At 53.9% G+C, this 24218-nt stretch carries 30 protein-coding genes; 11 read left to right on the forward strand and 19 right to left on the reverse strand.

The window, feature by feature from the left end; all coding sequences use genetic code 11:
- The first annotated feature begins 21 nt into the window (after positions 1 to 21).
- Positions 22 to 789: a hypothetical protein gene (locus tag AC13DE_RS01985; protein WP_483046871.1), complete on the forward strand. Its 768-nt coding sequence runs from the start codon at positions 22 to 24 to the stop codon at positions 787 to 789.
- A gap of 565 nt (positions 790 to 1354) precedes the next feature.
- Positions 1355 to 1609, forward strand: coding sequence for a hypothetical protein (locus AC13DE_RS01990; protein ID WP_446296513.1), 255 nt, complete (start codon positions 1355 to 1357; stop codon positions 1607 to 1609).
- A gap of 130 nt (positions 1610 to 1739) precedes the next feature.
- Here the strand turns inward: AC13DE_RS01990 and AC13DE_RS01995 are convergent, their stop codons facing one another.
- Positions 1740 to 2678 (reverse strand): LysR substrate-binding domain-containing protein, encoded by a 939-nt coding sequence (locus AC13DE_RS01995; protein ID WP_483046872.1) that lies wholly within the window; start codon positions 2676 to 2678, stop codon positions 1740 to 1742.
- A 156-nt stretch (positions 2679 to 2834) separates the two neighbouring features.
- On the opposite strand from AC13DE_RS01995, the gene AC13DE_RS02000 reads away from it, so the two are divergent.
- Together AC13DE_RS02000 and AC13DE_RS02005 are read left to right on the forward strand one after the other, a co-directional pair.
- Entirely contained in the window at positions 2835 to 4100 is a 1266-nt protein-coding gene (locus AC13DE_RS02000) for an aromatic ring-hydroxylating oxygenase subunit alpha (RefSeq protein ID WP_483046873.1), read from the forward strand.
- Positions 4097 to 5149, forward strand: a complete 1053-nt coding sequence (locus tag AC13DE_RS02005) for a flavin reductase family protein (protein ID WP_483046874.1) — start codon at positions 4097 to 4099, stop codon at positions 5147 to 5149. The genes AC13DE_RS02000 and AC13DE_RS02005 overlap by 4 nt, the downstream gene beginning before the upstream one ends.
- Before the next feature lie 67 nt (positions 5150 to 5216).
- Here AC13DE_RS02005 and AC13DE_RS02010 read toward each other — a convergent pair whose 3' ends face one another.
- Positions 5217 to 6365 (reverse strand): sensor histidine kinase, encoded by a 1149-nt coding sequence (locus AC13DE_RS02010; protein WP_483046875.1) that lies wholly within the window; start codon positions 6363 to 6365, stop codon positions 5217 to 5219.
- A 319-nt stretch (positions 6366 to 6684) separates the two neighbouring features.
- Between AC13DE_RS02010 and AC13DE_RS02015 the strand changes: the two genes are divergently transcribed.
- Complete coding sequence (locus AC13DE_RS02015) at positions 6685 to 9057, forward strand: Hint domain-containing protein (RefSeq protein WP_483046876.1); 2373 nt, start codon at positions 6685 to 6687, stop codon at positions 9055 to 9057.
- Positions 9058 to 9128: 71 nt separating this feature from the next.
- Here AC13DE_RS02015 and AC13DE_RS02020 read toward each other — a convergent pair whose 3' ends face one another.
- The 5 genes from AC13DE_RS02020 to AC13DE_RS02040 form a co-directional block, all read right to left on the reverse strand.
- Positions 9129 to 9971, reverse strand: a complete 843-nt coding sequence (locus tag AC13DE_RS02020) for a sterol desaturase family protein (protein WP_483046877.1) — start codon at positions 9969 to 9971, stop codon at positions 9129 to 9131.
- A 141-nt stretch (positions 9972 to 10112) separates the two neighbouring features.
- Positions 10113 to 10499 (reverse strand): rhodanese-like domain-containing protein, encoded by a 387-nt coding sequence (locus AC13DE_RS02025; protein ID WP_483046878.1) that lies wholly within the window; start codon positions 10497 to 10499, stop codon positions 10113 to 10115.
- Between the two features lie 12 nt (positions 10500 to 10511).
- Positions 10512 to 11432 (reverse strand): MBL fold metallo-hydrolase, encoded by a 921-nt coding sequence (locus AC13DE_RS02030; RefSeq protein WP_446296505.1) that lies wholly within the window; start codon positions 11430 to 11432, stop codon positions 10512 to 10514.
- Positions 11433 to 11434: 2 nt separating this feature from the next.
- Positions 11435 to 11869: a DUF6691 family protein gene (locus AC13DE_RS02035; protein ID WP_446296504.1), complete on the reverse strand. Its 435-nt coding sequence runs from the start codon at positions 11867 to 11869 to the stop codon at positions 11435 to 11437.
- 10 nt (positions 11870 to 11879) lie between these two features.
- Positions 11880 to 12329: a YeeE/YedE family protein gene (locus AC13DE_RS02040; RefSeq protein WP_446296503.1), complete on the reverse strand. Its 450-nt coding sequence runs from the start codon at positions 12327 to 12329 to the stop codon at positions 11880 to 11882.
- Positions 12330 to 12389: 60 nt separating this feature from the next.
- Here AC13DE_RS02040 and AC13DE_RS02045 point away from each other — a divergent pair, with 60 nt between their 5' ends.
- The gene (locus AC13DE_RS02045) at positions 12390 to 12725 is read left to right on the forward strand and encodes an ArsR/SmtB family transcription factor (protein WP_446296502.1); all 336 of its coding nucleotides are present in this window, start codon (positions 12390 to 12392) and stop codon (positions 12723 to 12725) included.
- 49 nt (positions 12726 to 12774) lie between these two features.
- On the opposite strand, the gene AC13DE_RS02050 is transcribed toward AC13DE_RS02045, so the two are convergent.
- A complete protein-coding gene (locus tag AC13DE_RS02050; protein ID WP_483046879.1) occupies positions 12775 to 14094 on the reverse strand; it encodes an MFS transporter in 1320 nt (439 codons plus the stop codon).
- Positions 14095 to 14106: 12 nt separating this feature from the next.
- Positions 14107 to 14382, reverse strand: coding sequence for a metal-sensing transcriptional repressor (locus AC13DE_RS02055; RefSeq protein ID WP_446312225.1), 276 nt, complete (start codon positions 14380 to 14382; stop codon positions 14107 to 14109).
- A gap of 79 nt (positions 14383 to 14461) precedes the next feature.
- Here AC13DE_RS02055 and AC13DE_RS02060 point away from each other — a divergent pair, with 79 nt between their 5' ends.
- The 3 genes from AC13DE_RS02060 to AC13DE_RS02070 all read left to right on the forward strand — a co-directional run bounded on the left by AC13DE_RS02060 (position 14462) and on the right by AC13DE_RS02070 (position 16267).
- Positions 14462 to 14821, forward strand: coding sequence for a hypothetical protein (locus tag AC13DE_RS02060; RefSeq protein ID WP_446296499.1), 360 nt, complete (start codon positions 14462 to 14464; stop codon positions 14819 to 14821).
- Between the two features lie 96 nt (positions 14822 to 14917).
- The gene (locus AC13DE_RS02065) at positions 14918 to 15607 is read left to right on the forward strand and encodes a HupE/UreJ family protein (RefSeq protein ID WP_446296527.1); all 690 of its coding nucleotides are present in this window, start codon (positions 14918 to 14920) and stop codon (positions 15605 to 15607) included.
- Between the two features lie 18 nt (positions 15608 to 15625).
- Positions 15626 to 16267 carry a transmembrane anchor protein gene (locus AC13DE_RS02070; protein ID WP_446296498.1) on the forward strand — a complete coding sequence of 214 codons (642 nt, stop codon included), beginning with the start codon at positions 15626 to 15628 and terminating at the stop codon, positions 16265 to 16267.
- 88 nt (positions 16268 to 16355) lie between these two features.
- Here the strand turns inward: AC13DE_RS02070 and AC13DE_RS02075 are convergent, their stop codons facing one another.
- Positions 16356 to 16784, reverse strand: coding sequence for a YqaA family protein (locus tag AC13DE_RS02075; RefSeq protein ID WP_446312226.1), 429 nt, complete (start codon positions 16782 to 16784; stop codon positions 16356 to 16358).
- A gap of 190 nt (positions 16785 to 16974) precedes the next feature.
- Between AC13DE_RS02075 and AC13DE_RS02080 the strand changes: the two genes are divergently transcribed.
- On the forward strand, positions 16975 to 17175 hold the full coding sequence (locus AC13DE_RS02080) for a heavy-metal-associated domain-containing protein (RefSeq protein WP_446312227.1): 201 nt from the start codon (positions 16975 to 16977) through the stop codon (positions 17173 to 17175).
- A gap of 60 nt (positions 17176 to 17235) precedes the next feature.
- On the opposite strand, the gene AC13DE_RS02085 is transcribed toward AC13DE_RS02080, so the two are convergent.
- From AC13DE_RS02085 to AC13DE_RS02115, 7 genes are all read right to left on the reverse strand, one after another.
- The gene (locus AC13DE_RS02085) at positions 17236 to 17676 is read right to left on the reverse strand and encodes a c-type cytochrome (protein ID WP_483046880.1); all 441 of its coding nucleotides are present in this window, start codon (positions 17674 to 17676) and stop codon (positions 17236 to 17238) included.
- A 33-nt stretch (positions 17677 to 17709) separates the two neighbouring features.
- Positions 17710 to 18948: an ABC transporter transmembrane domain-containing protein gene (locus AC13DE_RS02090; protein WP_483046919.1), complete on the reverse strand. Its 1239-nt coding sequence runs from the start codon at positions 18946 to 18948 to the stop codon at positions 17710 to 17712.
- A 9-nt stretch (positions 18949 to 18957) separates the two neighbouring features.
- Positions 18958 to 19482 carry a cupredoxin domain-containing protein gene (locus AC13DE_RS02095; protein WP_483046881.1) on the reverse strand — a complete coding sequence of 175 codons (525 nt, stop codon included), beginning with the start codon at positions 19480 to 19482 and terminating at the stop codon, positions 18958 to 18960.
- A gap of 112 nt (positions 19483 to 19594) precedes the next feature.
- Complete coding sequence (locus tag AC13DE_RS02100; RefSeq protein ID WP_483046882.1) at positions 19595 to 19804, reverse strand: copper-binding protein; 210 nt, start codon at positions 19802 to 19804, stop codon at positions 19595 to 19597.
- Between the two features lie 18 nt (positions 19805 to 19822).
- The gene (locus tag AC13DE_RS02105) at positions 19823 to 20329 is read right to left on the reverse strand and encodes a cupredoxin domain-containing protein (protein ID WP_483046883.1); all 507 of its coding nucleotides are present in this window, start codon (positions 20327 to 20329) and stop codon (positions 19823 to 19825) included.
- Between the two features lie 42 nt (positions 20330 to 20371).
- The gene (locus AC13DE_RS02110; protein ID WP_446295923.1) at positions 20372 to 20875 is read right to left on the reverse strand and encodes a hypothetical protein; all 504 of its coding nucleotides are present in this window, start codon (positions 20873 to 20875) and stop codon (positions 20372 to 20374) included.
- A gap of 41 nt (positions 20876 to 20916) precedes the next feature.
- Positions 20917 to 21507: a hypothetical protein gene (locus AC13DE_RS02115; RefSeq protein ID WP_483046884.1), complete on the reverse strand. Its 591-nt coding sequence runs from the start codon at positions 21505 to 21507 to the stop codon at positions 20917 to 20919.
- 157 nt (positions 21508 to 21664) lie between these two features.
- On the opposite strand from AC13DE_RS02115, the gene AC13DE_RS02120 reads away from it, so the two are divergent.
- A complete protein-coding gene (locus tag AC13DE_RS02120) occupies positions 21665 to 21955 on the forward strand; it encodes a hypothetical protein (RefSeq protein WP_446295925.1) in 291 nt (96 codons plus the stop codon).
- A gap of 58 nt (positions 21956 to 22013) precedes the next feature.
- Here the strand turns inward: AC13DE_RS02120 and AC13DE_RS02125 are convergent, their stop codons facing one another.
- Complete coding sequence (locus AC13DE_RS02125) at positions 22014 to 22679, reverse strand: L,D-transpeptidase (RefSeq protein ID WP_483046885.1); 666 nt, start codon at positions 22677 to 22679, stop codon at positions 22014 to 22016.
- 350 nt (positions 22680 to 23029) lie between these two features.
- Complete coding sequence (locus AC13DE_RS02130) at positions 23030 to 24136, reverse strand: porin (protein ID WP_446314345.1); 1107 nt, start codon at positions 24134 to 24136, stop codon at positions 23030 to 23032.
- Positions 24137 to 24218: the final 82 nt, after the last annotated feature.

Here is a 24218-nt window from a genome sequence, read left to right on the forward strand (position 1 = left end):
ACACTAGCGAGAGGATTTGGCATGTCGAAGACGTACGATAAATCAGGAGGGCACAGTTCTGAAGCTGGTGATGCTAAAGGATCGGGGCAAAGCGACGCAAGCGCAACGAAATCCTATCACAACGGCGGTGTGGAGGGCGATCAGTTTTCCAAATGGTTCGACGCCAACCTAGCCAATGAAGTGACAGTCATGCAGCGCCCCGATGGCGCAGCGGCATCTGAATCCCGGGAATATCAAGGCTCCGGTTCCGGCGGAACCAGCGGCGACCGCCACGGCAAAGACCACGAATGGAACGGCAAAGGTAATGGCCATAAAGGTTCCGGCTCGGGTGGCACGAAGGGGTCCGGTTCTGGCGGCACCAAGGGCTCCGGCTCGGGCGGCACCAAGGGCTCCGGCTCGGGCGGCACCAAGGGCTCCGGTTCGGGCGGCACCAAGGGTTCCGGCTCGGGTGGCACCAAGGGCTCCGGTTTTGGCGGCACCAAGGGTTCCGGTTCGGGTGGTACCAAGGGGTCCGGTTCTGGCGGCACCAAGGGCTCCGGCTCTGGCGGCACCAAGGGCTCCGGCACGGGTGGCACTACATCGGGTCATGGTCAGTGGGGCGGTGAAAACGCTGCCGCTGCGGCCAATGCCCTGCCCCCGTTCGAGGATTACGAGGTCGACTCCGTAGGTACCAACGAGATCACTTTGAATGATGTCATGTCGTTAATGACCAAGGAGATAGACGCCGTAGACCAAGACGATGGCAATGACGGCACACCCGTGGACTGGACCGGTTCAGAGTTGCTGTAATAGCCGAAAACCGTCAAAAACCCCATTGATGGCGGCATGATAGCCGCCATCAATCTTTAAGAACAACCAATCAGCGTTGCGTTTTCCATCGTCACGCATCTATCAGACGGCGATCATCGCTAATTTGTCTGGCTTGGATTTTACTAATCTCTGCCGGAGCCAAAGAAACTGTCTGAAAACATTTAATAGATTTACAACAATTACACGCGGGCCGACCCGCGACGCTCGTGATTCACCATGTCTTCTGGAACAAAAATATGATAAATTGTTGCCACATTTCGCCCGATCTAACCTTATTTCGGTCATGATACGACCATAGCCTGATGCGATAGGTGCGCTTATCTAACCAAGCAAACCGAAAGGCCAAAAAATGCTGTCAATCTTATCCATCGGGACTAACGCCAGCCCGCCTCCGCGGCAGACGCAACCTACCGCATCCGACGAACCGTCAAAATCAACGGAGGGATCGTCGTCATCATACGCAAAACAGTCAGCGAGTAGCGTTGGCACCGGAACGAAAGAAACCGCTGCTGCTGAATCGGCCAAGAAATCGGCAAGCGTAGTTTTGACAAAGGTCGAAGACAAAAAGATTGTGAATGAAGAACTGGAACGAAAAACTGCGGAACAGCGTGTCGAAACCGCACGTTTTCGGGCGATGATTGATGACATCGCACCGGTCGCCAACTCGTCAGGGCGCGCAAGTAAGTCCTATATTTCCGCATTGCTGACGCCCCAGACATCCGATGCCATGTCCGCTTCGGAAAATGCGTCGACGCAGACCAAGACGCAAACTTCAAAGCTGACTGCTTTGTCTTCTTAAGCGAAGATCAAGCATTGCTTGCTGGGCCTTTCGCGGGCGCTAATCGTACTTCGATCGGCCCAGCACACTCTACCGCTCTCGGGACTAACGAAAGCATGTTTGCGTCGTACCACGCACGCGTCGAAACACTTCAAACTTCCACTTGATCTCTATGCCGCTCGGTTGGTTCCGGGCTCCCGCTGGCAAGCCAGCGCGAGAACGCTTCGACTGCCGGGGTAGGTTGGCGTCGGTCGAGAATAAGGATGTAGTGGCGTTCTTTCGGCGAAAGCGCCGGAAGGTCCATCGCAGTCAATCGCCCATCCGCAAGCGGACGTTCCAACAGGTGGGTCCAACCCAATGCAACCCCTTCCCCGTTCATGGCGGCATATGCTGCATCACTATAGCTGCTAAAATGCAATTTGGCCGCTTCGAAACTGCCGCGCCAACCAAGTTGCTGGAACCAGCCTGCCCAGTTTAGCCAGCTCGGTTCCGGCGAGGCACTGTCAATTTTCTGAATATCCGACCTGTGGGCAAGATCGCTCAGCGTAAGGGATCCCAGACGCTGTGCCATCTGAGGGGCGCAAACCGGGATGATGCGTTCTTCAAGCGCTCCGACAACCCTCATGCCGCGAAACGGTGGTTTGCCATATCGTACCGCAAGGTCGATCTGCCGGTCGTCAGGTGCGGCCCATGAATCTTCTGATATCACGCGCAAGTCGACGTCTGGTTCCTGATCCCGAAAGGACGCCAACAGCGGCAGAAGCCTGAAATGGCCAAAGGCGACAGATGCAGCGACGGTCAGTTTTACCTGCGGGCTTTGCAAGCGATCCACCGTATCGACAAGACCACCAAACGCGACGCCAACCGAGGCAAACAGGTCATACCCCGCTTCGGTAAGGGCAACACGCCGATTTCGTCGGTCGAACAACTGTCGCCCGATTTCTTGTTCCAGCGCAGCAATACGTCTGCTTACCGCAGCTTGGGTCACGCCCAGTTCCTTTGCCGCGACCGTAAAACTGCCGTTCCGGGCAGCGGCCTCGAACGCGACCAGTGCCGTCAGGGAAGGAAGTGCCCGTCGTATCCGATGCATAACTTGCTATGTCCGTGTGCCGTTGACGATCTGCTGGGCCGTTGATGGTTATCCAACTCATTCATACGGTGAAGTAATGAATAGACGTATTTTTTGTGCCGTTGTCTAGTGGCGTTTCTCGCGAATAGTCTTGCGCTAAACCAAGGGGTCTCTGCCATGTTTGATGAACGTTCAGCTTCTTCTTCCACGCGCGCACTTTTGGATGCGCGGAAGCCGGGGCATACCCTTCCCGCTGCACTATATACGGGGGAAGGTGCCTATAAAGCAGACTGTGACATAATATTTTCCCGCCACTGGATCGCCGCGGGCGTAGCCTGTGATGTCGCCGAGCCGGGCGATGTCGTTGCAGTGGACATTGGCCCCGCCTCCATACTGATCTTACGTGATGACGACAATGAACTACGGGCCTTTCATAATGTCTGTTCACACCGGGGGTCGCGGCTGGTGCCTCCTGGGCGATCGGTCGTCGGGAAATTGGTGTGCCCCTATCATCAGTGGACATATGATTTGAACGGTTCGTTGGCGTTGGCCCCGCATATGGGTGTCGATTTTGACCGTGACCTACACCACCTCAAGCCTGTCGCTCTCAAGGACATAGGCGGCATCCTGTACGTTTGCCTGTCTCAAACGCCTCCATCTGACATTGACGAGCTGGAACGCGTAATGGAACCACGTCTTGCTCCGTATGATCTGCGCAACGCCAAAGTCGCCTTCGAGCAGGACATCATCGAGGAAGGTAACTGGAAACTGACCATCGAAAACAACAGGGAGTGTTATCACTGCGCGTCCAATCATCCCCAACTGTCCCTGTCGTTCCACGCAGCTGACTTTGGCTATGACCCTGGCGGGCTGACCGAGGCGGAAAAGACCGAAGCCAATGATTTGCTGGATGCCTATGCGCGTTACGGGGCACATTGGGACAACGAAGGGCTCGACTACGAGGCCGTTGAACATACGGTCGGATGGCCGACCAATTTTCGCACGCAGCGCCTGATCATCGCCGGTTTGGGCGAAAGCCAGACCCCTGACACCCGTGCTGCCGTCGCCATCCCACTTGGTGATACAGACCGTCCTTGGCTAGGGGATGTACATCTGTGGGGGATCAATTCATGGAACCATGTCATGGCCGATCACGCGGTTATTTTCACTGCCTTTCCCATCGCTCCGGATCGGACGTTGGTGCGTACCAAGTGGTTGGTGAACCGTGACGCGGTCGAGGGCGAAGATTACACTCTGGAGAACCTCACGTCGGTCTGGAAGCAGACCAACCGCGAAGACGCCCACCTTGTCGCTCTGGCCCACAAGGGTGCCCTGTCGCCAGGATATCGCCCCGGACCATATTCACGTTTTACCGAACGTGCTTTGGACGAATTCACCACATGGTATGTGGAGCGCATGACCGAAGCAGAGACAACGTCATGACCATGATCGACGCAGCGCCGTGGATAACCCGCCGCCGCCGGCGTTTCCCACCCGAAGCCTGGGCACCGCTGCTGTGCAAAGCCACCTGGGATGAAACGCATGACGTCCGGACATTTTTGCTGGCACCAGTAGACGGAAGCCGAATTGAACATGATCCCGGACAGTTCATGACATTTCAAATCGATACCCCCCAGGGAACCGTAGAGCGCTGTTATACCATTGCATCGTCGGCCTCACGCGATGGCGGTATCGAAATTTCCGTCAAACGCCAAGCGGGTGCCGGTTCGGCTCATCTCCACGAAACATTGGTTCCGGGGGCGACCATCCTCGCGTTCGGACCGTCGGGCCGATTTGGTCCTGTGTCGTGGCCGGGTGAAAAATACACGCTGATTGCGGCAGGCAGCGGCATTACCCCAATTCTTTCCATGCTACGGACCGCTGCGGACCGAGGCATTGCGCTTGATGCCACACTCATCCATGTCTCCCCCACCGAAGCCGATCTGATTGCGACGCAGGAAATTGCCCTGTTGTCCCGCCGTTTGCCACATCTTACCTACGTTCCAATCATCACAAGAGGTCCGGGTGCTTCGCGGCCGTCGGCTGGATTGCTGAATAGTCTGGCACCCGGCCTTGCTGACAGCACTGTTTTGTGCTGTGGCCCGCAATCCTTTATGGAAATGGTACGGGCGGCGGCGCGTGATGCAGGTGTGCCGCCGGAAAGGTACGGCGAAGAAAGCTTCGACTTTTCATCACCGGAGGCTGAGATCACGCCGGCAGCAGATACCCCTGTGCGCAGCATTTCATTTGCGCGCACAGGCAAGACCTTTGAGTGTGCAGAAACAACCACGATCCTCAGTGCGGTAAAGGCTGCTGGCCTGCCTCTCCCGTCGTCATGTGCGCGCGGGATGTGTGGTACGTGCAAGATTTTCAAACATTCCGGAGAGGTCACGATGGCCCATGAAGGCGGCATCAGGCAGCGGGAAATCGACCGGGGATTCATATTGCCGTGTGTAAGCCGACCGCTGACGGATATTGTGCTTGACTGTTAAGGTCGAAGCGACGCGGTGCATGGGCGGACAACCCATTCCGGGGCCGTCCGTCCATGCGCATTTTGGCCTATGCCGCCAAGCTCAACACTTCTGACGCCGCGGCATCAAGTTCGACATACATCGAAAACGATACCCCATCCGTTTGCGTCAACCTGATCTGAGCGCCGACGGAACGGCAAAGAGTATCGATGAGACACAAACGCAGTGTCGTTGGTGTAGAACTTTCAGGAGTCGCGCTGAGCGTACCTGCCCCGCTTTTCAGCCCCTGAATACCCGTAGCCAACCTGGGCGGCACGTCTTCCAATGATAGCTGACCGCCGCAACTTTCGACCAACACGCAGGCCCCGGTATCGGTAGATTCGATCGCCAAACTAACAGTTCCTTGAGAAGGTGTTGCAGCAATAGCCGCATGAAGCATTGCCTCGGTCAGGTTCTTGGCGACGGATTTGACGGCGAAAAGCTCCAGTTCGGACGGCGCCCGGACCTCTACCTCCACGCTGCGCTGTTCGGCATGCAAATGTTCGATATTCACAGCATCCCGTGCGACGGCCACGAGATCCAGATTTTCGCTATCCTGGGCGATTTGCGACAAGGATTGGCTGTCTGACAAATCAATAACAGAGTTCAGGGTCTCCAGGAGCTGCTGTCCGGACGCGCCTATCTTTTGCACGAAAGACTGATAGGTGGTGTTGCCGATTGGCCCGATCGCTTCGGCCTTCATCAAGCTGGCAAAACCAAGAATTTGCGTCAATGGCGTGCGGAAGTCATGCTTCATCCCCGCCAATGTCTTGAACTGCTCGGAATGATCCCGTTCCAGTTGCTGATACCGCCCTTCGGTCGAGGAAAGGCTGGCGTCCAAACGCGTTACACATTCCTGAACACTTGCCATCAACACCCCGGCTGAATCGGTGTACTTTGTAGGCAGGCGCGGGATTTGCCGGTTCCGTAAATATTGGTCGGCGGCTTCAGAAGCCGCGCGGACCGGGGCGAGAAGCTCTTTCATCACGAACATTGTGCCACCGGTACCTATCAATGTTGCAAGAAGCATTGCGCCCAGAACATCGAGCTGTTCAAGAAAGGGCTTGGTATCGGCAAGCAAAACATACGTCACGGCCCCAAACATTGGCACGTGGACGCCGATGAAGCTTACGAGGAGAATTTTACCTGTATACGTTTTGGGGAAATTTCCCCGGGCGAGCGTCTCATAGATCTTCATGATGATGTAATCCTTAAAAGAGTGCTCTATTCTCATATAAGACGAAATTGACTAAAAAATGGCGAGTTTTCATGTCATTCCGGGCCATAAGCAATATTGCTGCCATAATTAGCCAGCCCCCAACAGATATAACCAAGGTCGGTACCCACTACCGGGTGACTGTACCAAAAGCAGTTTCAACTTGAGGTTTATTGTTTCCAGTTTCGATCAGATCTAAGGGGGGATGCCACATTGGTCATCACCTCGCCATTCTTTCGGCCTATTCCACTGATATGAAAATTCCACAGAGATTATTATTTTCATATTCAGGTACTTCACGATGGCAATGTACTATATTCCCAGAGACTTCGCAGGCGGGAATATCCCTGTTAACGAAGGGGATATTTTCATCATCGAAAGTACGGCTGCTGGAAACATCACTTTCCAGTCGGCATCGGGGTCGCCCACGCATTTTGCGGTCCAGTTCAGTAACAGTAATTCCAATGCGTTGAACATACAGTTCAATTCTAATCTGACCCCAAGTATCCACATCTCTGACGGGGTGGGCCTGCCCGCGACGAATATCGATGCGTCCAACGCCGATGCAATCGACATGACCATCGGCAACGGCGTCACGATCAACGAATACAAGGGATCAAATAACCAAGATACGATCCAGATCGGCGACAACTTTACGTCAACCAAGGACTTTAAAACAGGCTCAGGCGACGATTTTATCCGGGTCGGTCAGAACGCGAGCCTCCCTCGCTTCGATATGCAGTCGGGTAATGATACTATCGTCAGTGAAGACCCGAACATCACCACGGCAAATACGGAAAACATCTTTACCCCCGATGGTATTGTCGAAGGCACGAACAGCGCAGACGTCATGGGTGCCGGGTTTAGGGATGGGGATTACGATGAAGTCGATGGCGTCGATGGTAATGACGATATCATTTATGGCCTCGGTGGTGCCGATACGATCCACGCAGGCGCGGGCAACGACGTTGTTTATGGTGACCGCGCCATTCCCCTGCCCGCTTCTGCGCCGGGCACTGTAAAAGCAGCCGTTTCGATTGACAGCGGTGGGAATTTTGAACTGAACGTCGACCAGATATCGCAGCGCAATTCAGTCGATGTGACGATAACCGACAGTACCGACCAAGCGATCAATTCTATCCATCTAAGACGTGCTGGTGCCGACGAGGGCGAAAACGATGTCTTTCAAATTGACCTGACAACTTTTGTTGACAATTTTTCGATCACCATCGCTGACGAAGACCAAGATGACAGTATCGTACTTATCGGCACCAAGACGATGGTGGACAACGGTAATGGCAGCTTTACCTTTACTTATGACGGTGCCGATAACGCAACGCATTCGGTCACCGTAACCCCTGGTGCCGCCAGGCTTTATTCACCTGGTACAGAGAGTGGCGAAAACGATGTCATTGATGGTGGTGACGGCGATGACATCCTGTACGGCGACGGCGGTGATGATTCACTGACAGGCGGCAGCGGTGCCGATTACCTGGATGGTGGCCTTGGGAACGACACGCTTGAAGGCGGGCTTGGCGATGATACCCTGAATGGGCAAGCAGGCGACGACCGACTGACGGGCGGCGACGGCAACGATGTATTCGAATTTGAACTCGGCAATGACACCATCACCGACTTCAACGCCGGGAACTCCGGGTCCTTTGGCGACGGCATTACCACCAACAACGACTTTATAGATCTGTCGCAATATTATGGCAGCCTGCACGTACTACGTGCCGACCAAGCGGACGACGGTATTCTTAACCAATCGAACACCGTGGATGACCGGGGCAATATTGTCGATTACTCTGGCTACAAGCAGTTTGGCGCGAATTCGCTAACCATCTTTGGTGCCACCTCCTCCAGTTACTCTTACGACAACACGGGCATCGTCTGCTTTACCGCAGGCACCCGTATAAGAACCCCAGCCGGCGACGTGGACATAGCGACCCTGAAACAAGGCGATCTGGTGTGCACTTTGGACAATGGTGCACAGCCCATCGCCTGGGTCGGCAGCAGAACCGTCTGTGGGGATGAGCTTTCTGAATTTCCCAATTTGTTGCCAGTGCGCATAAATAAGGGCGTGCTTGGCGCTGAGCGCGATATATTCGTTTCACGCCAGCACGGCATGCTGATGCCGGGCGGGCGTCTGGCGAGGGCAATTCACTTGGTCGACGAACTTCCTGGTGTGCGGATCGCGAAGGGTAAAAAGTCTGTCACCTATGTCCATTTAATGTTTGAGGCGCATCAAATCATAGTCGCCGAGGGTACGCTGAGCGAAAGCTTTTTCCCCGGCCCGCAGGCTCTGAAAATGCTGGCTCCTGTGGAATTGCTCCGACTGCTCAGTCGCTTTCCCGCCTTCGGGTACATCGACTCTTTAGACACCGCTGTCTTGCGATATGGCAAAATGGTACGAACGTTTATAGCACGGAAAGAAGTGAGCGCCCTATGTCAGCAGCTCAAGAATAGCACGGAAGACTTGAAGCCAGCGATCGTTTCTACTGTTGGGCTACCCCATGAACCCACGATGACGAATAACAGAAGCCATGTTCGTGCTGCACCCAAAAGAATGCGCATGACCACTGTGCGCCGCTGCGTAAAACATCGAACTGTCCCCAACAAAGGCCATTGGCGGCCAGACTTTACACGCCGCCGCTTGTTGCTTGCGTCTTGAGAAACGGCCGTTGAATATTGCCCCCCTGCACCACCCAAAAACACGGCATCCGGTGCAAGAAAGACCAGGGTTCAGTCCTTGTGCTCAGACGGATCCAGGGCATAACCGCTTGCCGGGCCACGTACCGGTTGGATCAACATTCTGTCGAGCCACAGGTCACGGCGCGTACGGAACTGTTCAATCCCGATATCCATGCCTGTGTGTCCTTTGGCAGGCTGCGCACGATATGTGCCTAGCAACCGGTCCCACCATGGCACATTGAAACCGTAATTACTGTTGGTTTCTTTTGGATCGACCGAATGATGCACCCGGTGCATATCCGGCGTTACCACTAACAATCTCAACACCCGGTCTATGGATTTCGGGATCTTTATGTTGGAATGATTGAACATTGACGACGCATTCAGCAGAATTTCAAAAAGCAATACGGCAACTGCTGGTGGTCCCAACGCAGCCACAACCGCCAATTTTATTCCCATCGACAGAAGAATTTCACCAGGATGAAACCGCAGCCCTGTCGTTACATCGAATTCAAGGTCGGCGTGATGCATTCTGTGCAAGCGCCATAACGCCGGAACCGCATGAAACATTACATGTTGCAAATAAATCGCCATATCCAAAACAAGCAAAGACACGATGAAAACCAGCGGTCCCGGTAGGTCAAAGATATTGAAAAGGCCCCACCCGCGTTCCTGAGAAACGATTGCCAACCCCACGGCCACTATCGGGAAGGTCAAACGTACCAATAACGTGTCGATTACCACGACGCCTACGTTATTGGTCCATCGTAAAAGCCGTGGAATCTCTTGCCGTCGCCGCGGGGCTGCAATTTCCCATATAACCATGAGCAGAAGCATCACCAGAAACACAGCAAGCCGCGCCGTAGGTTCTGCCGACAAGAAGGTCTCGGACATATGCGCTTCCTTACCTGGTTTTGCAGTAGGTCGCATCGCAGCATGATCGTGCTAGCGGGAGCCTTGAAAACTCAGCTTCGCGGCGCGCGCACTGTCTTGTTGCTATCAAGGCAGTACGCGTAGCGCGGGTTCATCTCAGCATTACATGATGACGGGCAGATTAGCTTTTTTCCAGCCGCCCAAGCCACCTTCGATGACGGTAGCGTCATAGCCCATCTCGCGCAGACAATCAGCGGCAAGAGTGGCCCGTGCGCCAGACGCACACAGAATATGAACACGCCCGTTTTTACCCCGCTTGGCGACCAGCTTTTCATTTCCCTTACCGGTCTCGGGGTCCGCATTCGCTTCGAGCAAGCCGCGCGGAACGTTCACCGCCCCCTCGACTGCGCCATCGGTTGTAAGCTCCGCTGGTTCACGCACGTCAAGGATCAAGTCTCCGCTTTGCTGAGCGGAAAGCGCATCTTTGGGGCTGATGGTTTCAACCCGAGATTTCGCATCAGCGACCAAGTCCTTCATAGATTTATTCATGGCATATCTCCTTTAGAACTTATTGACGGGAATTTTCAGATAGTGATCACCATCTGACTCTGCGTTGGGCAACTGCCCCGCCCGCAGGTTGATCTGCAAGGCGGCCAGCATCCGGTCGGGAAGCGACAGCGTCGCGTCGCGTTCATTGCGAACCTTGATATAATCTTCTTTCTTGGTCCCGTCCTTTACGTGGATGTTGTGCGCCTTGTGTTCGTCAACAGTCGCCTCCCATTCTGGTTCGTTGCGGTCCTTCGAACCATAATCATGGCCGACGAAAACCCTCGTATTACCGGGAAGGGCGAGTATTTTTTGCAGTGAATTCCACAATTCTTCGGTGCTACCGCCCGGAAAATCCGCACGCGCTGTGCCGCTGTCAGGCTGCATGAATGTGTCATGGGCAAAAATCGCGTCACCGCAAATGTAAGATATCGACCCCAAGGTGTGCCCCACCGAGAGCATGACGGACACCTCGAGAGACCCGATCTTGAATGTATCCCCATCCTGGAACAATCGGTCGAAATCGCGATCCGGGTCGAAGGCGTCTGGCGTGTGGTAAATCTCGCGCCATAATTCGGCGATTTCTTTTACCTTCACACCTATCGCATTGGGTGCGCCGGTGTGTTTTTTCAAACGTGATGAAGCCATTACGTGATCAGCATGGGGGTGCGTATCCAGCACCCAAGTCACGGTCAAATTGTTCTCTTTCACCAAGCCCAGCACCTGATCCATGCTGCTGGTGTCCAGCGCAAAGCTGGCCGGATCAAAATTCAAGACGACATCGATCAAAGCTGCTTCGCGTGTTTCAGGATCGGCGCAAATATACTGGATAGAACCTGTGTCCGGTTCGTAAATGCCCCAAACATCCGGGCTGGAAGGACCGGTTGAAGGCGAATGGCGAACGACACATTTATCTAGTTCCGACTTATTTGACATCTCTAAACTCCTTTCAGTTGAAATAACGAATGGGATTTAGCCGCAGTTCCTAAAACGATGCCGACGAGCATGAGAGGAAGGAAAACCAGGATACCGGGTGACCCGATCGCCAGGGACGTCCAAGCCGGGCCGGGGCAGAACCCGCCTAGCCCCCAACCGGCCCCGAACAGGATAGAGCCGGTGATAAGTGGTGCGTCGATGGCATTGTTTTCAGGCATATCAAATTTTGCCTCCAACAAGGGAGCCTCGCGGGACCATGCAAGTCGATATCCGATAAATGCCGTGATCGACGCCCCGCCCATGACGAAAGCCAGGCTCGGATCCCAGGGGCCGAGGATATCAAGAAAGTTCAGCACCTTTGCAGGGTTGGCCATACCTGAAATGATCAGCCCGATACCAAAGATTAAGCCAGCTAAAAAACCTGTGATGTTACGCATGATCTGTTCCTTAAAAAATGTGGCGAACCAAGGTGGTCGTCACGACAGCCGCCGCAACAAATGTTAATACTGCGACCAGGGATCGCGGCGACAACCGGGCCAGCCCGCAGACCCCATGCCCCGACGTGCAGCCCGAGCCAAGCGCAGTACCGACGCCCACCAACAGCCCTGCGATCGCCATCCCGACCAGATTGGTGGGAATCGTCTGAACCGGAAAGTTACCGGTGGTTAGCAATACGGCAACCGGGGCGATAACCAGCCCCAGCAGAAACGAAAGCCGCCAGTTCCGGTCTGCCGGCCCGGTTAACCCCGGCACCATCCCGACAAGCCCCTTTGTGATACCGGAAATACCGGCGATCTTGCCAAAGGCCCCCATGACGATGACCGCGCTAAGCCCAATAAGCACGCCTCCGAACAGTGATAGCCAAGGTGTAAAATCTGTTGGCGTTACAGGTCCCATTGTGACGTCCTTTTCTACATTTCTATTGTTATCTGTATCCTTGATCTATATATGTAAGACATGTCTAATTTAGTCAACACTAATATAAAAGAAAGCAAGCTGCCTTTGGCGGTCCTGCAGTCACGAGCCATAGAGGTGTCGGAACATCTGGCGCTACTTTCTAACGCCAACCGGCTTATGGTGCTTTGTCATCTTTTGGATGGGGAACAATCGGTTGGCAGCTTGCAGGCGCAACTAAACCTCAGTCAATCCGCACTTAGCCAGCACTTGGCGAAGCTACGCGATGCCGGTATGGTTGCCACCCGCCGAGAGCGGCAAACCATCTTCTATCGCATCGCCGATACACGTGTTCAACGGATGATCGACGCACTGTACAGTATTTACTGCGCACCGTGACACCGCGAGAAATGGTCCACGCGTTCCCCACGCGGGGCCAAAGTCCGATTTAGTGAACAGCTGGCCAGCGTGGGTGATCATCGTCGATCACGATTGTATGCGCATGGCGGCGTTCACCGTTGAGGTGCGGATGATCAGATGGAAGATCGTCATGGGAATGTTCGACGACATCCGCGTCGCCACGGGGCCACAAAACCACCCCGCCGATCATACCGGCAATCGAAAGCAAAGCGAGAACCGCAAAGGCGGTTGCCGCGCTGAAGTCTGTGATAAGCCATCCCGCAAGCGGATATGTCACCAGCCAGCAAGCATGTGACAAGGCAAACTGTGCAGCGTAAACCGCGGGCCTGTCCTCTGGATGCGCCGACCTTTTAAGAAGTCGGCCTGACGGGGTCAGGACCGTGGAATAGCCAATACCGATCACAACCCATCCCGTCAGCAACACGGGCCAGCCCGTGCCCTGATAGGCAGACAAACCTGCAAGCCCCAAAAGCGTGATGACCAGCACCGCTGCCCCGCCAATCATTACCGGCCGATCGGGTCGTTGATCCAGCAATCGTGGCAAGATCAGCGCAGCCAGCATCGACCCGCCGCCAAATGCCCCAAGCGCCAGAGCCACTTCCGTTTCTCCGAAGCCCAGCCCCGATCGCACCAAAACAACTGTGTTGACCAGAACCATTGCTCCGGCAGTTGCCGCCGCGAGGTTCAGCGATAACAGCCCGCGCAACCTTGGCGTGGCCAGGTATATCCGCAACCCTCGTGTGGTACGATCGTAGATACCTCGGGGCGCTGATGCAGAAGGACTTGGCAGGAGGACGGAAACCACCAAAGCTGCGGACCCAAGAAACCCAATAACCGTACCGACAAACAGGGCCTGATAACTGACAAAAGCCAAGAAGATCGCGGCCAGCGTTGGGCTGATCAAATTCTCCAGATCATACGCCAATCGCGACAATGACAACGCCCGTGTATAGCGATCTTCATCCGGAAGAATATCCGGTATGGTGGCCTGAAACGTTGGCGTAAACGCCGCCGAAGCGGACTGTAGAACAAAAATAAGTATGTACACCTGCCACACCTCGCTTACGAAAGGCAGACACAACGCGACCGCCGCCCGGACAAGATCAAGGCTGACAAGCATCTTGCGGCGCGGCCAGCGGTTGGCAAAGGCACCGGCGATCGGGGCGATCCCCACGTAAGCCAGCATTTTAATCGTGAATACTGTCCCCAAGACCAAGCCTGCACGCTCTCCGGCAAGGTCATACGCCAACAAGCCAAGCGCGACGGTCGCCAGCCCCGTCCCTAATAACGCAATGATTTGCGCGAGAAAAAGATGCCGGTAAGTGCGGTCAGCCAGAACAGAGAGCATGGGGGGATTCCTCTAGAGATATTTGATGATCGCTTTAAAATCGGCAGTGATAGGCACGGCGTCGTTCTGGTCAGAGACAGTGCCATCCAAACAGTGATCAATATGGTCTTGAATCAGTGTTCTTTTTGCTTGGGTGATGGCCTTTTCCACAGCATGAAGCTGTTGGGCAATATCCGTACAGGGGCGCTGTGTCTCAATCATCGTGATAACGCTTGAAAGATGGCCGCCGGCACGTTTTAGCCGTTTAACGATATCGGGGTGGCTTGCATGATGGGTGTGTTTTGTCATACACATCCTGTATCCTCCCCGGGGGGATAGAGCAAGTAGGCCCAGACCTACGGAAACAGGCGAAACTGATACGGCAGACATGGTTTTACAGGCACTAACATTCCTGCGCTTTATTATGGTTGCGGTATTGGCCGCCGGCATCCTTTTGTCGTCGAATGAGCAAAGCGACCCGCATGACCTTGCCCAACTCGCCCAGATTCTGACGGACCATAAGCTCGAAGTCGAAAATCACGGTCATGCCCATGAAGACATCGTGGACATCCTGCATGCGTATCAAAGTCATGGCCCTGAATTCGCCGACCATGATCATAACATCGCGTTTCTGACACCACGTGGTACCAATGGCGTTGCCGAAATCGCAAGCGCTGTCTGGTCGCCAACGGCGACGATTTTATCGGGTCGCAGGGCCTTCGATCTGGATCGCCCTCCGCGCGTCTGAGGTTTCGCCTTTCGGCGCACAGACCTCAATTTCGCTAATATGGAAAATCAAATGACAAACAACCGTACTTTCGGGTCGGTGGTTGTGACGCATCACATGCGCCAACTGCTGATCCTATCGGCGGCAATCGCGCTGGCCTTGATAGCTTTCGCGACATCCGCCTATGCCCACGCGGTCACCGCGGGTGACAAGGGTTATATCATGGAGGTCAGCGGCATGAAGCTGATCCCGTTCATGTATCTGGGGGCCAAGCACATGGTGACCGGCTATGATCACCTGTTGTTCCTGTTCGGTGTGGTCTTCTTCTTGTACAAGATGAAGCACATTGGAATCTACGTCAGCCTTTTCGCGCTTGGCCATTCTACGACCATGCTTGCCGGCGTCTATTTTAACTGGAACTTCAACTCTTACCTGGTTGATACGATCATTGGCTTGTCGGTGGTCTACAAAGCCTTGGATAATCTAGGCGCATTCCAACGCTGGTTCGGCTTTCAACCGAACACGAAAATCGCCGTGCTCGTCTTCGGCTTTTTCCACGGCTTGGGATTGGCTACGAAAATCCTCGACTACAACATCGCCAAGGATGGGCTTCTCCCCAACCTGTTGTCCTTCAACGTTGGCGTCGAACTCGGGCAGCTCATTGCCTTGGGGATGATCCTGATCGTGATGGGCTATTGGCGTAAAAGCCCAAGCTTCTGGAAACACGCATATACCGCGAATGTCGTCATGATGTCGGCTGGTTTTATTCTGATGGGCTATCAGATTACCGGCTATTTTGTTGCTTAACACAAAGGAAAACTTGAAATGCACAACGGAAACAAACCAAACCCCGAAGATCTGCCGACCTCTGCGCAGCTACGCAAATCTACGCTTATCGCTGCTGTTTCGGCGGTGGCTATTTTGACCTTGGTCGTCCTTCCATCCGAATACGGTATCGACCCTACCGGCATAGGCAGGGTCATCGGATTAACGGAAATGGGTGATATTAAAGTCCAGCTCGCGGAAGAAGCCGAGGCGGACAGCCAGATGCAGTTGATACCTGCCCCCGTCGTCGAAGAGCAGTCTAGCCTTGGCAGCGACATATTCAGCTTGTTCGTGGGCGGTGCCTATGCGCAATCCGTCACACCTACGGATTGGAAAGAGCAGCACAGCTTCACGCTCACACCCGGCGAAGGCACCGAGATCAAACTGGGCATGACCGAAGGTGCCAACGCTGAATATATCTGGGTCGCGGAAGGCGGCGTGGTTAATTATGACCTTCATGGTGACGGTGGCGGGCAAAACATCAGCTATGAAAAAGGGCGCGCCGTCCCGATGGACGAAGGTGTTTTGACGGCCGCGTTTACCGGCAACCACGGCTGGTTCTGGCGCAACCGCGACGGGCAGGACGTGACCGTGACACTATACGTACGCGGCGACTACACGGACCTGAAAATACCTAAGTAAAACCCGAACGACGGCCCCGGGCATTTTGCCCCGGGGCCGCCACCACCTTGACTGATGACACGGTAGCCCAGGTTCTTGTGATGCACCGTTAGTACCAGGCCAGTACAATACCCGCCAAAATCAGATAGCGTGCGCCCTTGGCAATCGTCACCAGTATAAGAAATGGCACCAGCGGTTCTTTCAACACCCCCGCGACCACGGTCAGCGGATCACCGACCAAGGGCAGCCAACTGCCCAGCAAAGACCATCGCCCATATCTGTGATACCAGCGTTGCGCTTTATCCAATTGGCTTTGCGATGCGGGGAACCAGCGCCGGCCCCGAAAACGCATCAAAAATCGGCCTAAATACCAGTTAATGACTGATCCCAGCACGTTCCCGACTGTAGCGACACCGATCAAAAGCACTGGGGGGTAGGCGGATGAAGCCAACAGCCCCACTAAAACGGCTTCTGATTGCATTGGTAAGATCGTTGCCGCGACCAACGCGGACATGAACAGGCCGATATATGCGATCATGATGTTTTACCGGGCAGCCTTCTCATCCGAATTGACTATATCGAAACGCGGTCAGAGACCATGGAAACCGCCCAGGCATTGCAACTTGTCAAACGGCACCTATGTCAGGTGGAAGAGCTGTAGATGCGAAATGTTTATTGACCTTCCCGGACAGTAAACAGGTATGCAGCCAGCAAAGGAAAGGAATCTCATGACTAATTTTTCAGTTCCAAAAATGAGCTGCGGACACTGTAAAGCATCCATCGGCAAAGCGATCGCATCGGTCGATTCCGATGCAGAAGTCGATTATGATATGACCACGCGTCAGATTGCTGTTCAAAGCGATGCAGACTCCGACGCGTTGATCGCGGCAATGAAGTCGGCAGGCTATGATGCGGAACGAGTCAACTGACACGGCTTTGAAAGTAACCTAGCCGGACCGTTTGGCCTGGCTAGGCCAGCTTTCGTATACCTAGTTGATACCATTCTCGCGTTGCAACGCCCTGATATACGCCACGATGTTAAGAACATCAGCGCGCGTTACCCCTTCTACCGGTGGCATGTCGCCGAACTTCCAATGATGTGACCTGACTCCGGTTTTTGCGGCAAGTTCAAATGCCATATCTCCGTGGTGGTTCGGTTCATAGATTTTATGCACAAGCGGCGGAGCGGTGCCGTCCCTGCCCTGAGCGTTGTCGCCGTGGCACTTTGAACACGTGGCATCGAACGCGCGCTTGCCAAGTTGTTCTTTTGGACTGAACGCAGCCGGTATCTTGACCACAGCGAGCGCCCCGTCGGGCAAAGCGGCACGGCTGGGCTGTGGGCCGTTTGCGTCACTTACCTTGGGCTGGGTTATGTACCAGACAGCCGCAACCAGCGCGATCAAAGCAAAAATCATTGCTCCCCACTTCATATTAAAATCTCCTTATTGTTAATCAATGGCATTTTATGCATGCAATGCTTCGGGGAGGCTTGGTGACCGCTGAGATACCGGCACCGGCCCGCGATGCCCCCGAAAGAACTGGACTATTTCTTGATATCGAATTCGCGTGTCTTCTAACGTTTGATAATATCTGAATAGCTCCCTCAACGGTGCAGAAAAATCTTTGTGCGCGGCGAGAACGGCGACCAATGCCCCAAGGCTGATCCGGTTTTCGATCACAAAATATCCCCCGAGCGAATAGAACAAAAAAGGCGTCAGTGCGGTGAGGAAGTTGTTCAACGCCTTTATGAAAAACTTGAGCCGGAAGATGCGGCGCCTGACCTTCTCAAGTTCTCGGAAACTAGCATTTGTGGGTTCGAGAAACGCACCGCCACCAGTTTCACTACGCAACTGATCATTCAAGAGCCGGCCCATGTGACGCACCTGCTGGATACGCTCGCGTGACAAGGTATTCACCCGACGTTGAAGCGTGGGCAGCAGGACCAACTGGATCGGCAGCACCGTCAGCGCGGCAGCACCCAGAATCGGATCTTGAACAAACATGAACAGCAGAATTGTCATCAGCGTCCCGCCCTGCAAAATAGGCAACGTCAACACATCTGCCGCGAACCCTCCGACAGGTTCTACCTCTTGGGCTAGAATGGGAACGATTTCGCTTTGGCCCCTGAAATTGGCATCGGCACGCCATTGGCGATAGACCGACAGGCGGAACCGCCGCACAAACCGTTCGGCAACATAGCCTTTGAAAACGTTCAAGGAATACTTGTTCAGCCCATACAAGACGATCGCCAAAAGATAGAGACCACACAGCAACAATAGAAACGTGACCTGATCCACGCCCCAACCATAGACCACAATAGGGAACCGGTCGGAATGCAGGGCATTGTTCACGATCTGCTTCGGCAGCTCCAACGTCAGATAGAGGATGGGCAAAGCCAGTAAACTAAGGCCAGTCATCTGTACTTGTTGCCGGCGCGAGTGACGCAATATCGAGCTGAACAGGCTATTGTCCAGCCCCCTAATCGCTTCGCTGCGAGGCTCTTTCAAGCGGGTGCGCCGCAACAATTTCAACAACCCGGCGATAATGCCATACGTGCCGACAATAACCAGAAACGATGGGGCCAGCACCAAAATGACATGGATGAAAGGGTGCATCCACTCAGGTGTGGCGTCACTGTATTCATAGCCAAACATCGCCGCGACGTCGTGGACGAACAGGTGATATCTTTCCAGCAGAGCCATTGCGATCAATTACCTCGCCGTGCTGCCGGACACATGATCATGCACAATAATGACCCCCCACATGCCTGCTTCGCGGTGCCCATCAATCAGGCAAACAAATTCCAGATTGGTCTCGACCGAAAACTGCCAAACCAATTCAGCGGTTTCACCCGCCGGGATGGCAACGGCATTCCGGTCGACATGAGCCATGTCCGGATGACTGCGCATCCACCGTTCGTGCTGCTGAATTTCGTCAAACGACCCAAGATAGAATTCGTGATCGACTGCCCCCGTGTTGGTGATGACAAACCGGACAGTGGTCCCTTTTTTAATGTAGATCGCATCAGGTTCGAACAGCATATATCCTGCGGCGGTTTCCTTGATTGATATCTCAATTTCCCGAGTAACCAGCGCATCGTCGCTCGGGCGCCCTATGAAGTTGTGTTTGGATTTCTGCGATATGTCGGCATGCGGACTTATCGCTCCACCCGTCCCTGCCAGCGCGGGCAACAGCCCGAACAACAAATACGTGATAATGATCAATAGTGGTCTCACGGCCAGCGTTGCCTCGCGGTAAATTTCATCCCGGTGTCGGACGGGAACCCGGTCCGGTCGGGTTTTGGTCGATAGCGAGGCTGCAATCGTAATTGCAGCCTCGCCCGGTGGCTTACTTTACATCGGTCAAAGTGATTTCGCCGTCGACTTCGTGGGCGATAAACTCAATGGTGTCGCCTTCCGATAGCGTGTCTATCGTCGCTTCGTCGGCTTTAAACACCATGGTCATCCCCGGCATGTCCAGGTTGACGACCAGACCGTGACTGATAGTTACCTCACCGGCTTTTCTGTCAATTCTTTTGACTTTACCGCGAGTGAACACCTCAGCCTCAGTAGTGAGCTACTTGCCTACTGATACCTCGCGATGCATGCCGGATTCATAGTGACCCGGTATTAAACAAGCGGCTTCGTATGTCCCATCGTTGGTAAAAGTCCAGACGACTTCAGCTGAAGCACCTGCATCGAGAAGAAGCCTGTTTGGATCGGAATGCTTCATATCCATTCCGGCCATTTCCATCATTTCTTCTTTATGCTCTGCATTGCGTTCTACTGTATCAAGAACGAATTCATGCTCGAGCTCGCCTTTGTTGGCAACTTTGAACCGAACTGTTTCACCTTTTTTAAAGCTCAGGTCTTCGCTTTCGATCAGCATTTGGCCTTCGTCATTTTCCAGCAAAGTCACGTCGATTGTCCGGTCTACCTTAGACGCGTCGCCGGGCATACCGACCATCATTGCCGCATGGTCGTCCATTTTCATATCGCCATGGCCGGCTTCGTGTTTACCTGCCGCAAACACTGGGGCAGCCAGAGAAATTGTCAGAGCGGTTGTCATAAGAAGGTTTTTCATCAGTTTTTCCTGTAAGGTTTGTGTGAGTTTTCAAAAGGCCTCTCAGCCTTTCAAATGTGGTTGGAGATAGTCAATAGCATCGGGACCGTTATCAGCGGAAAGGCTTACAACTTCGCCGGTCCATTCATCTGCCATCTTGCCCGATGGGTTATTATGCCTATCGGAACCGGTGCAAATTTTCCTCGTCATATCACCGAGGTATTTTGCAACCGTGAACATGCTTCCCGGCAAACCCGGAGCGAATGAACCCGAATCCATATTTAATGGTGAGGTATCATCAGCGTTGAGCATGAACTTCTTCGCGATGCTTCCAACAATCGGTACGTCCGGGGACGTATGTTCTGTTAGGAAACTTCGTGTTGGTTGTATGCCTTGTAGCTTGTCGGCCCGATGATAATACGTCAACGCGACGCCGTGCGCGGACCGGATCCCGGCCATCGAAGGCAAGGATGCGGCGACGACGGCCGTATGGACAATAGGGTCAGCAACCCAGGGATCAATGAAATTTTTCACAAAACCAACCTGATCGACAAGCTTCAGTTTCACGCAGTTCGCGTGTAACGTACGGGCCTCTCACGGGCCTCGAGTCAGATCGAAAGTTGGGGAGGTCGCAGGAATCCTGAAGGATCAATCAATGCGGTTTGCGCATGAAGGGTCAAACGGTTCTCGCGGATGTTCTCGTTAACAAACGGATGCCCGGTTTCGTTTAACACAATCGACATGCAAAGTGCATCGCAACACAATGCGAAGGCGTCAGCCTTGTCCTGCGATGAAGCTGCCGCGCTGCTGCTAACGTCGCCGCTACCGGACTGCAATATGGCTTGATCCGCGTTATCGGCTCCTGCTGATGTGACAGCATGGTCATCATGCCCGATCGACGATGCATGAGCTTCGGATGTAGGGGAGAGTGCCAATGCCATGATAAGTGCCAAGCACGAAAGTGCTTTAACGCAAGCGGATATGGCATAGTTCAACTTCATTCCAAATACTTGGTCGACCATAAACCGTCTGTCAATCCTTCCTGCGGGGGAAAGATGCCCACTTTCTCGTGAGGATATCGACACATAAGTCTGACTTGAAAATACTTTGTTTTGGTTGGCAATCGTCGCCAACCTTGCAGTACTGAAATGCCGATCCGGATGTTGCCAACGATTTTTCAGCACAGAGAGCAGGTACACGGGCCATCACTGTCGAGAATAAGCTTTGGCGAGCCTTGCCAAATGTTGAATAAAGCGATGTTTATCTGGCGATAATCAAGTTTTTCGGTAATTGTCGGGAAATGTGTCTCGGCTGTGCTAAACTTACTGCGACACAACATTGAAAGGAATGGAAGAGATGAAGATAAGTCTGTGGCTGATAGGGTCCACCGTTACGCTTTTGGGGGCCTGCGCTCAGCCTGTGGCCCCTCCGCCCGTGGTCGAAAACGGCTTCATGACAGAACTGCCTGCGAGTGTGCTTGCGATTGCCGCCCCGTATCAAAATCTTAATGCTGTCAAGCTTCAGCCGTCTGACGGGTGTTTCGTCTACCAGCATGTAGGGCCAGTTGAAACGACGTTCCTGCCGCTGAGATCCAAAAACGGCAACCCGATCTGCACAAGACAGCCGGGTGTGCCAGCGGCCGGTTAATCCGACCGTAACGGGCGAAAGCCCTTCGAAATCTATCGCCAGAGGCCCGGCTCAGCATTCAGCTTTGCGCAGTGATCCGGTCTTCTGGCGGATACAGAAACGCTGTCGAACCGGTTTCTACATGATCATAAAGACCATTGATGTGGGGCATTACCATCCGGACGCAACCAGAGCTGGCACGCCCGCCCACTGACTCCGGGTTCGGCGTCCCATGGATGCGCAGATACGTGTCACGGTTACCTTCGAAAAGATAGAATGCGCGCGACCCGAGCGGATTCGTTGGGCCCGCATCCATACCGTCGGCAAACTGTTCATACACTTCCGGCTCGCGCTTGATCATCGAAGGCGTGGGCGTCCAGGTAGGCCAGTGCGTTTTTCGACGAATGGTGTATGTACCCGGTTCGTACAGGTTGCCGCGTGCAATCGCCACGCCATACCGCATTGCAGTACCGTTGTCTCTGATATGGTAGAGATACCGTGCTACGGCATCGACATGGATGTCGCCGGGCGTCAGGCTGGGGTTTGCTTCGACCAGCTGCGGCAAAAATCTTGGGTGGAAGCCCCAGGGGTTGGACGTTGCCGGGTCATAGTTGGCTGGCGTGACCTGTGCATCCCATATCTCCCACATCGATTTGTTGGAAGTGGCAGCAGCCCAGGAAGCTTGAGGAATCGGCGCGGAAAACAGCGCTACGGATGAAAGAACGAAATGACGCCTTGTTAGCATGGCAACGTAAACTCCTGACTAGTGTAATAGTACCTATATGTTAGCGATCCTGTCCGAAACAAAGCATATCCCTTCACATATGCGTGCGACGTTTTGGCGAAATTCATTTTCATCTCGTTAAACGCCGTGGTGTTAGCCTTGAGTCTCCAAGCCGGTCAGCTAGATTATCATCACCGGATCGCGTCGGTTGCAAATTATCTAGATGTCCCGCTGCGACGGCCAAAAGGCCATTGCCGCAACCTCTATCATACTTACGCAACGCGCCCGAACATAATCGGTTCCAATTACCCTGCATGCAACAGGCGTTCGGTACGCACTAACTTGGCGCGCGTACCGAATTTTTGCGATTATCAGAACTTCCAGCGTGTTCCCAGCAGCACCGAAGAAGCATTCAGATAGCTCGTGGCAGTCGTATCGGTGTACTCGTACTTACGAACGATAAGATAGGTTTCCAAACGCGCGTCGTCGAATTTTTGAACGATGCCTGCTCCGACACTTTTCGATGACGATCCGTTTGTCACGAAATCGCTACCCTTGTAGTAGTCGACAGCAAAGGACGTCTTGCCCACTGAAAACAAATCGGCGGTATAGCCCAGCTTGATCAACCCATATTGCCCGTCATTCTTCCGGCTACCGGCGGCAAGGGTGACGTTCACGCCTGACGGATGCAGAGCGCTGATCGAACCGAACGTATCATCACGGTCTGATCCATTCCGCGTTCTGCGCGAAAAACCCAACGACGCGGCAATCTTTGTCCCGGCGATCTCGTTCTTATAGCGCACGGCAGCATCAGCATAAATATCATTGCTGTTGGTCGACAGGATGTCTTTGCCGTAGGCTGCGGAGAACGTGAAGTTGTTGAAGCTAGGTGTATCGTACCGGATACGGCCGCGGCGCGACGCATCAAAGCTGGTGAACGTGTGGTCGATTTCGATCCCGGAAAGGGCACCGGCGGAAGTCCGGAACTGGTAGTTCCCGGCTACTGTATCAAGCCCGTTATACATCGCCATTTTGGTACCCGACAGATCCGACTGCGCGACGCCATCAGTTGCCATGCTACCCTGACCAAAAGTAAAGGTGCCCGCGCTCTCGGTTTTCCAGCTGACTTCCAGCTTGCGGACAAAGGTCCGGCGCCAGTCCAGAAACTTTGGATCGCCAGCTTGGCCATAGTTGGACGACTGACCAAACCCAAGTGCGGTCAAAAAGTCGAACTGTAGAACCGACGAACCGTAATCCTGCGTCACTGTCAGACCGGCACGCGTGTTGGATACTTCGTTGTCAACCAAATCCCCGTAAGACGCCACACCGTCATCAAATGAAAGGTAAGCGGGGCTAAGCTGACCATAGAGTTTCACGGAGCCGCCCGTATCGTTGGAGTATTTCAGTTCAGCCAGGGCCGGCATTGCGCTCAGCGCGAGCAAAGCGGTGATGGAGCTCAGTAGGTGTCTAGGCAGCATTAGTAGTTTTCCTTCAGATTCGGTTTTCGGAATTTTTTCCTACCGGTCGCCTACCCGTGGTTTGCGACAGTTTTGTGAAACC

It is taken from the genome of Sulfitobacter sp. L-8, from assembly GCF_056859255.1.

Excerpts from the sequence above, each read along its gene's own strand:
- AC13DE_RS02065 (WP_446296527.1), top strand. The coding sequence starts at position 14,918 with ATGCGCCAACTGCTGATCCTATCGGCGGCAATCGCGCTGGCCTTGATA.
- AC13DE_RS02055 (WP_446312225.1), bottom strand. The coding sequence starts at position 14,382 with ATGACAAAACACACCCATCATGCAAGCCACCCCGATATCGTTAAACGG.
- AC13DE_RS02030 (WP_446296505.1), bottom strand. The coding sequence starts at position 11,432 with ATGTCAAATAAGTCGGAACTAGATAAATGTGTCGTTCGCCATTCGCCT.
- AC13DE_RS02075 (WP_446312226.1), bottom strand. The coding sequence starts at position 16,784 with ATGATCGCATATATCGGCCTGTTCATGTCCGCGTTGGTCGCGGCAACG.
- AC13DE_RS02040 (WP_446296503.1), bottom strand. The coding sequence starts at position 12,329 with ATGGGACCTGTAACGCCAACAGATTTTACACCTTGGCTATCACTGTTC.
- AC13DE_RS02005 (WP_483046874.1), top strand. The coding sequence starts at position 4,097 with ATGACCATGATCGACGCAGCGCCGTGGATAACCCGCCGCCGCCGGCGT.
- AC13DE_RS02125 (WP_483046885.1), bottom strand. The coding sequence starts at position 22,679 with ATGCTAACAAGGCGTCATTTCGTTCTTTCATCCGTAGCGCTGTTTTCC.
- AC13DE_RS02045 (WP_446296502.1), top strand. The coding sequence starts at position 12,390 with ATGTCTAATTTAGTCAACACTAATATAAAAGAAAGCAAGCTGCCTTTG.
- AC13DE_RS02080 (WP_446312227.1), top strand. The coding sequence starts at position 16,975 with ATGACTAATTTTTCAGTTCCAAAAATGAGCTGCGGACACTGTAAAGCA.
- AC13DE_RS02015 (WP_483046876.1), top strand. The coding sequence starts at position 6,685 with ATGGCAATGTACTATATTCCCAGAGACTTCGCAGGCGGGAATATCCCT.
- AC13DE_RS02035 (WP_446296504.1), bottom strand. The coding sequence starts at position 11,869 with ATGCGTAACATCACAGGTTTTTTAGCTGGCTTAATCTTTGGTATCGGG.
- AC13DE_RS02060 (WP_446296499.1), top strand. The coding sequence starts at position 14,462 with ATGGTTTTACAGGCACTAACATTCCTGCGCTTTATTATGGTTGCGGTA.
- AC13DE_RS02025 (WP_483046878.1), bottom strand. The coding sequence starts at position 10,499 with ATGAATAAATCTATGAAGGACTTGGTCGCTGATGCGAAATCTCGGGTT.
- AC13DE_RS02010 (WP_483046875.1), bottom strand. The coding sequence starts at position 6,365 with ATGAAGATCTATGAGACGCTCGCCCGGGGAAATTTCCCCAAAACGTAT.
- AC13DE_RS01985 (WP_483046871.1), top strand. The coding sequence starts at position 22 with ATGTCGAAGACGTACGATAAATCAGGAGGGCACAGTTCTGAAGCTGGT.
- AC13DE_RS02085 (WP_483046880.1), bottom strand. The coding sequence starts at position 17,676 with ATGAAGTGGGGAGCAATGATTTTTGCTTTGATCGCGCTGGTTGCGGCT.
- AC13DE_RS02090 (WP_483046919.1), bottom strand. The coding sequence starts at position 18,948 with ATGGCTCTGCTGGAAAGATATCACCTGTTCGTCCACGACGTCGCGGCG.
- AC13DE_RS02105 (WP_483046883.1), bottom strand. The coding sequence starts at position 20,329 with ATGAAAAACCTTCTTATGACAACCGCTCTGACAATTTCTCTGGCTGCC.
- AC13DE_RS02070 (WP_446296498.1), top strand. The coding sequence starts at position 15,626 with ATGCACAACGGAAACAAACCAAACCCCGAAGATCTGCCGACCTCTGCG.
- AC13DE_RS02130 (WP_446314345.1), bottom strand. The coding sequence starts at position 24,136 with ATGCTGCCTAGACACCTACTGAGCTCCATCACCGCTTTGCTCGCGCTG.
- AC13DE_RS02050 (WP_483046879.1), bottom strand. The coding sequence starts at position 14,094 with ATGCTCTCTGTTCTGGCTGACCGCACTTACCGGCATCTTTTTCTCGCG.
- AC13DE_RS02120 (WP_446295925.1), top strand. The coding sequence starts at position 21,665 with ATGAAGATAAGTCTGTGGCTGATAGGGTCCACCGTTACGCTTTTGGGG.
- AC13DE_RS02000 (WP_483046873.1), top strand. The coding sequence starts at position 2,835 with ATGTTTGATGAACGTTCAGCTTCTTCTTCCACGCGCGCACTTTTGGAT.
- AC13DE_RS02020 (WP_483046877.1), bottom strand. The coding sequence starts at position 9,971 with ATGTCCGAGACCTTCTTGTCGGCAGAACCTACGGCGCGGCTTGCTGTG.
- AC13DE_RS01995 (WP_483046872.1), bottom strand. The coding sequence starts at position 2,678 with ATGCATCGGATACGACGGGCACTTCCTTCCCTGACGGCACTGGTCGCG.